Origin of the sequence: Sodalis sp. (in: enterobacteria), from assembly GCF_051710625.1 — a bacterium.
Lineage (GTDB): Bacteria > Pseudomonadota > Gammaproteobacteria > Enterobacterales > Enterobacteriaceae > JBPESN01.
The window spans coordinates 1-7,949 of record NZ_JBPESN010000089.1; the positions used below are offsets into that span (position 1 = coordinate 1).

Annotated in this window: 8 protein-coding genes and 3 pseudogenes; 10 read left to right on the top strand and 1 reads right to left on the bottom strand. The window is 56.4% G+C overall.

The window, feature by feature from the left end; translation table 11 throughout:
- Positions 1-392, bottom strand: a pseudogene (locus ACTBDU_RS15060) (transposase); the annotation flags it as partial.
- 72 nt (positions 393-464) lie between these two features.
- Here ACTBDU_RS15060 and ACTBDU_RS15065 point away from each other — a divergent pair.
- The 10 genes and pseudogenes from ACTBDU_RS15065 to ACTBDU_RS15110 form a co-directional block, all read left to right on the top strand.
- A pseudogene (locus ACTBDU_RS15065) lies at positions 465-1,445 on the top strand (DHHA1 domain-containing protein); the annotation flags it as partial.
- 112 nt (positions 1,446-1,557) lie between these two features.
- A protein-coding gene (gene prfB / locus ACTBDU_RS15070) for a peptide chain release factor 2 (RefSeq protein ID WP_438807038.1) occupies positions 1,558-2,656 on the top strand; the annotation gives its coding sequence in 2 pieces (ribosomal slippage) (positions 1,558-1,632 and positions 1,634-2,656; 1,098 coding nt in all).
- Positions 2,657-2,665: 9 nt separating this feature from the next.
- Entirely contained in the window at positions 2,666-4,186 is a 1,521-nt protein-coding gene (gene lysS / locus ACTBDU_RS15075) for a lysine--tRNA ligase (RefSeq protein WP_438807039.1), read from the top strand.
- Positions 4,187-4,592: 406 nt separating this feature from the next.
- Positions 4,593-6,061: pseudogene (locus ACTBDU_RS15080) on the top strand (amidohydrolase).
- Between the two features lie 36 nt (positions 6,062-6,097).
- Complete coding sequence (locus ACTBDU_RS15085) at positions 6,098-6,241, top strand: hypothetical protein (RefSeq protein ID WP_438807040.1); 144 nt, start codon at positions 6,098-6,100, stop codon at positions 6,239-6,241.
- Positions 6,242-6,516: 275 nt separating this feature from the next.
- Positions 6,517-6,813 carry an ABC transporter permease subunit gene (locus ACTBDU_RS15090; protein WP_438807041.1) on the top strand — a complete coding sequence of 99 codons (297 nt, stop codon included), beginning with the start codon at positions 6,517-6,519 and terminating at the stop codon, positions 6,811-6,813.
- Positions 6,813-6,983, top strand: coding sequence for a hypothetical protein (locus ACTBDU_RS15095; RefSeq protein ID WP_438807042.1), 171 nt, complete (start codon positions 6,813-6,815; stop codon positions 6,981-6,983). Before ACTBDU_RS15090 ends, ACTBDU_RS15095 begins: the two co-directional genes overlap by 1 nt.
- A 4-nt stretch (positions 6,984-6,987) precedes the next feature.
- Positions 6,988-7,296 carry a hypothetical protein gene (locus tag ACTBDU_RS15100; protein ID WP_438807043.1) on the top strand — a complete coding sequence of 103 codons (309 nt, stop codon included), beginning with the start codon at positions 6,988-6,990 and terminating at the stop codon, positions 7,294-7,296.
- A gap of 17 nt (positions 7,297-7,313) precedes the next feature.
- Positions 7,314-7,694, top strand: coding sequence for a transporter substrate-binding domain-containing protein (locus ACTBDU_RS15105; RefSeq protein ID WP_438807044.1), 381 nt, complete (start codon positions 7,314-7,316; stop codon positions 7,692-7,694).
- A 68-nt stretch (positions 7,695-7,762) separates the two neighbouring features.
- On the top strand, positions 7,763-7,949 hold a 187-nt coding region (locus tag ACTBDU_RS15110), incomplete at its 3' end, for a transposase (protein WP_438807045.1).

The window sequence follows — 7,949 nt, forward strand, 5'->3', positions numbered from 1 at the left end:
ACGACTTTTCCAGTATTTGTAACTGCTGCGATGAACCCTGAACACGTGGCAGAGTGTGGCCACAGGATAATGCGCTCTGAGTTTCCCGATTAACGAGAACTGTTCAGGGAGTCTGACATCAAGAGCGTTGTAGCCTTTTTTAATATTTCGTTTTCCATTTCAATGCGTTGTACCTTCTTCTTGAGCTCACGTATTTCGATTTGTTCCGGGGTTATGGGAGAGGCTTTTGGCGTTTTCCCCTGTCGCTCATCACGCAGTTGTTTTACTCATTTCGTCATCGTAGAAAAGCCGACGTCCATGGCTTTTGCTGCTGGCTCGGCGGTGTAATTTTGGTCGACAATTAGTTGAGTGGATTCGCGTTTGAATTCAGGACTAAAATTTCTTCTTTTCATTGGTGCACCCGTGTTGTTCTGAGGTGAGCATATCACCTCTGTTCAGGTGGCCAAATTCAGTGTGCCACTACACTAAGGCGCATTCGCGCCGGCCGTTGCCGTCCCGGCATCCGCGCGCTGGCGGAAGTGGCCAATCGCGATATTACCCGGCTGTGCGCCAGCGATCTGGGTTTCGCATTGGGACCGCGGCTCAACGCCGCCGGGCGATTGGACGATATGTCGCTCGGGGTCGCGCTGCTGCTGAGCGAGGATCTGCCGCAGGCGCGCATGTTGGCGGAGGAGCTCGATGCTCTCGATCAAACCCGGCGTGAAATTGAACAGGGAATGGAAGCGCTGGCGCTATGCCAGTCAATGGCGCGCGACGAGCAGGTGATGCCCTTTGGTCTGGCTATCTACCATGAGCAATGGTATCATGGGGGTGGTGGGCATTCTGGCATCGCAGATCAAAGAGCGGGTTCGCCGGCCGCTTATTGCCTTTACGCCCGCGGGTGAGGGCGTACTAAAGGGATCTGGAAGGTCGGTGGCCGGTTTGCACATGTGCGATCTGCTTGAGCGCCTAAACACCTTGCATCCCGGTATGATACTAAAATTTGGCGACCATGCCATGGTCGGCCGGCCTGACGCTGGAGCAGGAGCAGTTTGGGCATTTTCGCCAGCGTTTCGCTGCATTAATCGATGAGTGGCTCGATCCCGCGATGCTCGAAGGGGTAATCTGGATTTGGACGGACGGCGAGCTGGCCGGCCAGGAATTGTCGCTGACCAGCGCCGAGCTGCTGCGTGACGGCGGTCCCTGGGGGCAAAGGTTTCCGGACCCGCTGTTTGACGGGCGGTTTCGCGTACTCAGTCAGCGTTTAGTGAAAGAGAAACACCTGAAACTGCTGCTTGAACCCGTGGCGGCAAACCCCACGCTGGATGGTATCGCTTTCAATATCGACCCACGCCTGTGCCGGACAATAGCGTCCATACCGTCGAGTTGGCCTACAGGCTGGAGGTTAAGAGTTTCGCGGTAACCGCTCCCTGCAGCTTTTGATACAGCATATCTGGCCGCTGTAGCCCACCGCCGCCGTCGCCATCGGATTGACGACGGCGGCGACCTTCCGCGGCGCGGATCCGTTACAATAGCGGGTTAACACGCATTCCTTCTCGTCAATGAGCACATTAATCCATGTTTGAAATTAATCCGGTAAAAAACCGTATTCAGGACCTGTCGGAAAGGACAGCCGTTCTGAGGGGGTATCTTTGACTACGATCTCAAGAAAGAACGTCTCGAAGAAGTAAACGCCGAGCTGGAACAGCCCGACGTTTGGAATGAGCCTGAACGCGCGCAGGCGCTGGGAAAAGAGCGCTCGTCGCTGGAAGCGATTGTTGAAACCATCGATCAGCTTACCCAGGGTTTGGAAGACGTTGCCGGCCTGTTGGAGCTGGTGGTGGAAGAGGACGACGAAGAGACCTTTCTCGAAACCCAGGCTGAACTGGACGGTCTGGAGGCTAAGTTGAAACAACTGGAATTTCGCCGTATGTTCTCCGGCGAATACGACAGCGCCGACTGCTACGTCGATATCCAGGCCGGGTCCGGCGGCACTGAAGCGCAGGACTGGGCCAGCATGCTGCTCAGAATGTATTTGCGCTGGGCGGAATCGCGCGGTTTTAAAACCGAAATTCTCGAAGAGTCCGAAGGGGAAGTAGCCGGCATCAAATCGGTGACCATCAAGGTCATCGGCGACTATGCCTATGGTTGGCTGCGGACCGAAACCGGCGTGCATCGCCTGGTGCGCAAGAGTCCGTTTGACTCCGGCGGCCGGCGGCACACCTCGTTCAGCTCCGCCTTCGTTTACCCGAAAGTGGACGACGATATCGATATCGACATCAACCCGGCGGATCTGCGCATTGATGTTTATCGCGCCGCCGGCGCCGGCGGCCAGCACGTTAACCGGACCGAATCCGCGGTGCGTATTACCCATTTGCCGACCAATATCGTCACCCAGTGTCAGAACGACCGTTCGCAGCATAAAAATAAAGATCAGGCGATGAAACAGCTGAAAGCCAAGCTGTATGAATTCGAGCTGCAGAAAAAGAATGCAGAAAAGCAGGCGCTGGAAGATACCAAGTCCGATATTGGCTGGGGCAGCCAGATCCGCTCATACGTGCTGGACGATTCCCGCATCAAGGATCTGCGTACCGGCGTGGAAACGCGCAACACCCAGTCAGTGCTGGATGGCTATCTGGACAAATTTATTGAAGCCAGTCTTAAAGCAGGGCTATGAGGAACCCATATGTCTGAATCACACTCACAGGATGACGCCCCTCAGGCGCTGGATATGAATAACGAGCTGCGTTCGCGGCGGGAAAAACTCGGCCAGTTGCGTCAGCAGGGTATTGCTTTTCCTAACGATTTCCGCCGAGATGCCGTGTCCGAGCAGCTGTATGCCCGCTACGGCGAGAAGAGCAATGAAGAACTGGAAGCGTTGAACATTAAGGTCAGCATTGCCGGCCGCATGATGACCCGCCGTATTATGGGCAAAGTTTCCTTCGCTACCCTGCAGGACGTGGGCGGGAAAATCCAGCTCTACGTCGCCCGCGACGATTTGCCGGAAGGGCAATACAACGAGCAGTTCAAAAAATGGGACCTCGGCGACATTCTGGGGGCGCGCGGCAAATTATTTAAAACCCGCACTGGCGAGTTGTCGATCCACTGTAGTGAAATTCGCCTGCTGACGAAAGCGATGCGTCCGCTGCCGGATAAGTTTCACGGCCTGGCCGATCAGGAAACCCGCTATCGCCAGCGCTATCTTGATTTGATCGCCAACGATGAATCACGCCAAACCTTCAAAGCGCGTTCGCGCATTATGGCGGAAATCCGCCGTTTTATGATGGATAACGATTTCATGGAAGTGGAAACGTCGATGATGCAAACCATCCCAGGCGGCGCCGCGGCGCGTCCGTTCATCACCCATCATAACGCGCTGGATATCGGTATGTATCTGCGTATCGCGCCGGAGCTGTATTTGAAACGGCTGGTGGTGGGCGGCTTTGAGCGGGTCTTTGAAATTAACCGCAATTTCCGCAATGAAGGCTTATCGCCGCGCCATAATTCCGAGTTCACCATGATGGAACTCTATATGGCCTATGCGGACTACCGCGACCTGATTGTGCTGGTGGAAACGTTGTTCCGCACCCTGACGCAGCGGGTACTCGGCAGCAGCGTGGTGCACTATGGCGATCAAACCTTCGATTTCGGTAAGCCGTTTACCCAGATGACCATGAAAGAGGCCATCTGCCATTATCGCCCGGAGACCCGGCCGGAAGCGCTGGACGATATGGCTTCCGCCACTGCTATCGCCGAGTCACTGGGTATTAAGGTTGACAAAAGCTGGGGCCTGGGGCGGCTGCAGACCGAGATTTTTGAAGAGACGGCGGAAAGCCATCTCATTCAGCCGACCTTCATCACCGCCTACCCGGCGGAAGTCTCGCCGCTGGCGCGCCGCAATGATGATAATCCGTTCTTTACCGATCGTTTTGAATTCTTCATCAGCGGGCGCGAAATCGGAAACGGTTTCTCCGAGCTCAACGATGCCGAAGATCAGGCGGCGCGCTTTGCTGAGCAGGCCCAGGCCAAAGACGCCGGCGACGATGAAGCGATGTTCTATGACGAGGACTATGTCACCGCGTTGGAGCACGGCCTGCCACCGACCGCCGGGTTGGGTATCGGTATCGATCGCCTGATGATGCTGTTAACCAATAGCCATACCATTCGCGACGTGATTCTGTTCCCGGCGTTGCGCCCGCAAAAATAGGCTTTCAGGGGCGGATGGAAAACGTGTCCGCCCCGTCTGTCATTGATGCACCATGGCGGAACATCCCGCCGCATGATGGCGCTCTTTGTCCGTGGGTTCATCATTTAAGTGTGCTGGTGAGCTTCCTGCCGATGCCCTATGCCTCTTTTCTGTCCGCTACTTCTGCGCATTGCCGGCGCGGCACGCCGTCGCCCCAAGGCATGGCCCTTCATCATCGCTTGCACATTATTGGTGCGAATACCCCATGGGTTGCACTTATTTGGTTCAATGAGTGTTGGCGGCAGGTCATTGCTCTCAGACATCCCCGTCGCGCGCGCTTACCGAACGTGGTCGCGTTGGCCTGCATCTTGCTAGTAATTATAATAATTGCTACTTCATTTATTTTAGAGGTCACCAGGTAATAAATGTGGACGCCAGCACCCCGGTAGCAACCCCGTCAACCTCACAGCCGGACAGTTACACACTGGAAGAGGTCTGGTCATGCGTCGAGGCCAGCCGCGCGCCATTTTGCGCCTTAAGCGACAGGATTTGGGCCACGCCAGAGCTCAATTACGACGAAGTGCAATCTTTGGCGCAAATCGCGGCGATACTCCAACAGCAAGGGTTCCGTATCGAGCGCGGCATCGCCGGTATCTCGACACCTATGGTCGGTAAAGCCGGGCACGGTGGACCGGTCATCGCCATCCTCGGCGAGTATGACGCCCTGCCAGGTCTCAGCCAGGAGGCAGACGTCGCGGAACCCCGGTCGGTGCAGGCGGGCGGTAACGGTCACGGTTGTGGTCATAATCTGCTGGGCAGCGCGGCGTTACAGGTCGCCAGCGCGGTGAAAGATTTTCTCGCCGCCCATCATCTGCTGGGATGGGCGCGATTCTATGGTTGTCCGGCGGAAGAGGGCGGCTCCGCCAAAGGTTTTATGGTACGCGCGGGAGTGTTCGATGATGTGGATATCGACATCAGTAGGTGTCCCAACGCCTTTAGCGGTGTGATAGAGGCCAACTCCCTGGCCTGTAATGAAATTAACTACACTTCAGCGGCCGGGCCCGCTCATGCGCCCGCCAGCCCGCACCTGGGCCGCTCAGCGCGCTGGATGCGGTCGAATTGATGAACGTCGGCGTCAATTACCTGCGCGAGCATATACCCAGTTCGGCGCGGATTCATTATGCAGTAACCGATACCGGCGGCCATTCTCCTAATGTCGTGCAGGTGCGGGCAACGGTACGCTATTTGATCCGCGCACGCGAATTGCCGGCGTTGCAGCAGCTGGTTAAGCGGGTCGACAACATCGCCGCCGGCGCGGTGTTGATGAGCGAGACCACCGTCAGTAGTCAGGTGCTGAGCGGCGATGCCAATCTTATCGGCAACGGTCCGCTGGAAGCACGCATGCAGGCGCATCTGGCATTACTGGGACCGCCGCCTTTCGATGACGCGGACCGCGCTTATGCTGCGCGTTTCCAGCAAACCCTCTCCCAGGACGATCTGAAAAGCGCTTATGATCGCTATAGCCTGGCGGTGGATTATCAACGTCCGCTGTGCGATTTCGTGTTGCCGCTGCGGCGTCCCTATAGCGACATGGTCGGCTCGCCCGATGTGGGCAGCGTGAGGTGGGTGGTGCCGACCGTGCAGGTTTATGGCGCCACCTACGCCATCGGCACGCCGGGGCATTCATGGCAATTGGTTGTGCAGGGCAAGGCCGCCGTGGCCCATAAAGGAATGATCCATTCCGCCAAGATTATGGCCAGTACCGCCGTCGATCTGCTGCAGCACCCTGAATTAATTGCGCAGGCGAAGGCAGAACATCGCGCCAGGCTTGCCGGCGTTGAGTTCATCAACCCGATTCTCGAGGGCGTAACACCGCCGTTTCCCGATAATGAGTGATGCGCTCCACCCGCTGCGGGCTTAACGGATAACAACATGCAAACGATCAACTTCTGGCAATTGGTCAGCTTCGGCGAACACGGCTGGGGCGTCATGCTGCTGTCGGGCATGGCGGTGACCATAGCGCTTTCGCTGCGCGGCTTTGTGCTCAGCGTGGTCATCGGTGCGCTGGTCGCCTGAGCCAAAATCGCCGGCAATGCGCCGCTACGCATCGCCGGCGACATCTATACCACGGTGCTGCGCGGCATTCCCGACCTGCTGGTGATTTACCTTTTTTACTTTGGCGGCAGTAGCCTGCTGAGTGCACTCGGCGGACTGTTCCACACGGATGGTTTTATCGCCTTTCCCGGCTTTTTGGCCGGCATGCTGGCAGTCGGGATCATCGCTGGCGCCCAGCAGACCGAGGTTTCCCGCGGCTCCTACCGGGCCATCTCTCCCGGCGAGCTGGGGCGGCGGTGGCCTGCAGCATGGTGCGCGCGACCCGGTTGCGCCGCATTATCGCGCCGCTTCCGTTGCGCTTTTCGCTGCCGCCCATGGGTAACGTATGGCAACTGGTGTTAAAGGAATCGGCGCTTATTTCGGTTACCGGCGTCGCGGAATTGCTGACCCAGGCACAGACCGGCTCTGACTCGACTGGCCGACCGTTTGATTTTTATATCGCCGCCGCGCTGTTGTATCTGCTTATCTCTGCGTTGTCCGGTTGGTCGCTGCGCAAGGCTAAACATCACTACTCACGGGGTGCGACACGCTGATGGACATTGTAATTTTACGTGACACACTCATGCAGCTGTTGCCGGGCGTGCCGTTAACGCTGGAACTGGCGATAAGCTCGGTGGCGCTAGGGTTTTTCCTCGCCTTGCTATTGACGCTGATGCGTCTGAGCGGCGTGTGGATCCTCGATAACGTTGCCCGCCTACGGTAACGAAATGATTTCCATGGTTAAATCCACCTCGCTGGCGTCAATCATCACCCTGATGGAGATAACCGGCATTGCTGCCGGCATCATCGCTGAAACCTACCGTGCGCTCGAAGTATTTTTGGTGGCGGGGGCGCTGTATTTGGCGATCAATCTAATTCTGACCCGCCTCCTGTTGCAATGGCTAGAATATCGGCTGATGCCGCACTTTGCGGCCGCAACAGAGCCTGTCTTACGTGAAAAATACGCGTCCTGCCTTCTGAGGGTGGCAAGACATGATTTCATATCGCCCCGGCGATATTTTCGTTGGCAATTTTGACCAGAGGTAGGTTTAGAATGAAATTATCCACAATGGTTTGCGCGCTGTGCATGACGGCGACGCTGTTCACCAGCGTCAGCGCCCAGGCCGCGGAAAGGAAAAAATGGACGACGGTGTGCATTGGTACCGAAGGGGCATTCCGACCGTTCAATTTCACCAAACCGGACGGGACGCTGGATGGTTTTAAAATTGATTTGTATAAGGTCCTGTGCAAATCGATGCAGGTGAAAGGTGAGATTGTCGTCCAGCCGTTTATCGGCATGATCCCGGCACTGGAGGCTGGCAAGTTCGACGCGATTATGTCCGGGATGTCGGCAACCGATAAGCGTCGGCAAGTGATTGATTTTTCGGTGCCATACAGCAATTCGGGTCAGACCTTCGCCACCCTGAAAGTGTAGTGGCACACTGAATTTGGCCACCTGAACAGAGGTGATATGCTCACCTCAGAACAACACCGGGTGCACCAATGAAAAGAAGAAATTTTAGTCCTGAATTTAAACGCGAATCCGCTCAACTGGTTGTCGATCAAAATTACACCGCCGCGCCAGCAGCAAAAGCCATGGACGTCGGCTTTTCTACGATGACGAAATGGGTAAAACAACTGCGTGATGAGCGACAGGGGAAAACGCCAAAAGCCTCTCCCATAACCCCGG

Bases quoted from the DNA above. Each gene is read 5' to 3' on its own strand.
- lysS (WP_438807039.1), top strand. From the start codon at position 2,666: ATGTCTGAATCACACTCACAGGATGACGCCCCTCAGGCGCTGGATATG.
- ACTBDU_RS15085 (WP_438807040.1), top strand. From the start codon at position 6,098: ATGCAAACGATCAACTTCTGGCAATTGGTCAGCTTCGGCGAACACGGC.
- ACTBDU_RS15095 (WP_438807042.1), top strand. From the start codon at position 6,813: ATGGACATTGTAATTTTACGTGACACACTCATGCAGCTGTTGCCGGGC.
- ACTBDU_RS15100 (WP_438807043.1), top strand. From the start codon at position 6,988: ATGATTTCCATGGTTAAATCCACCTCGCTGGCGTCAATCATCACCCTG.
- ACTBDU_RS15105 (WP_438807044.1), top strand. From the start codon at position 7,314: ATGAAATTATCCACAATGGTTTGCGCGCTGTGCATGACGGCGACGCTG.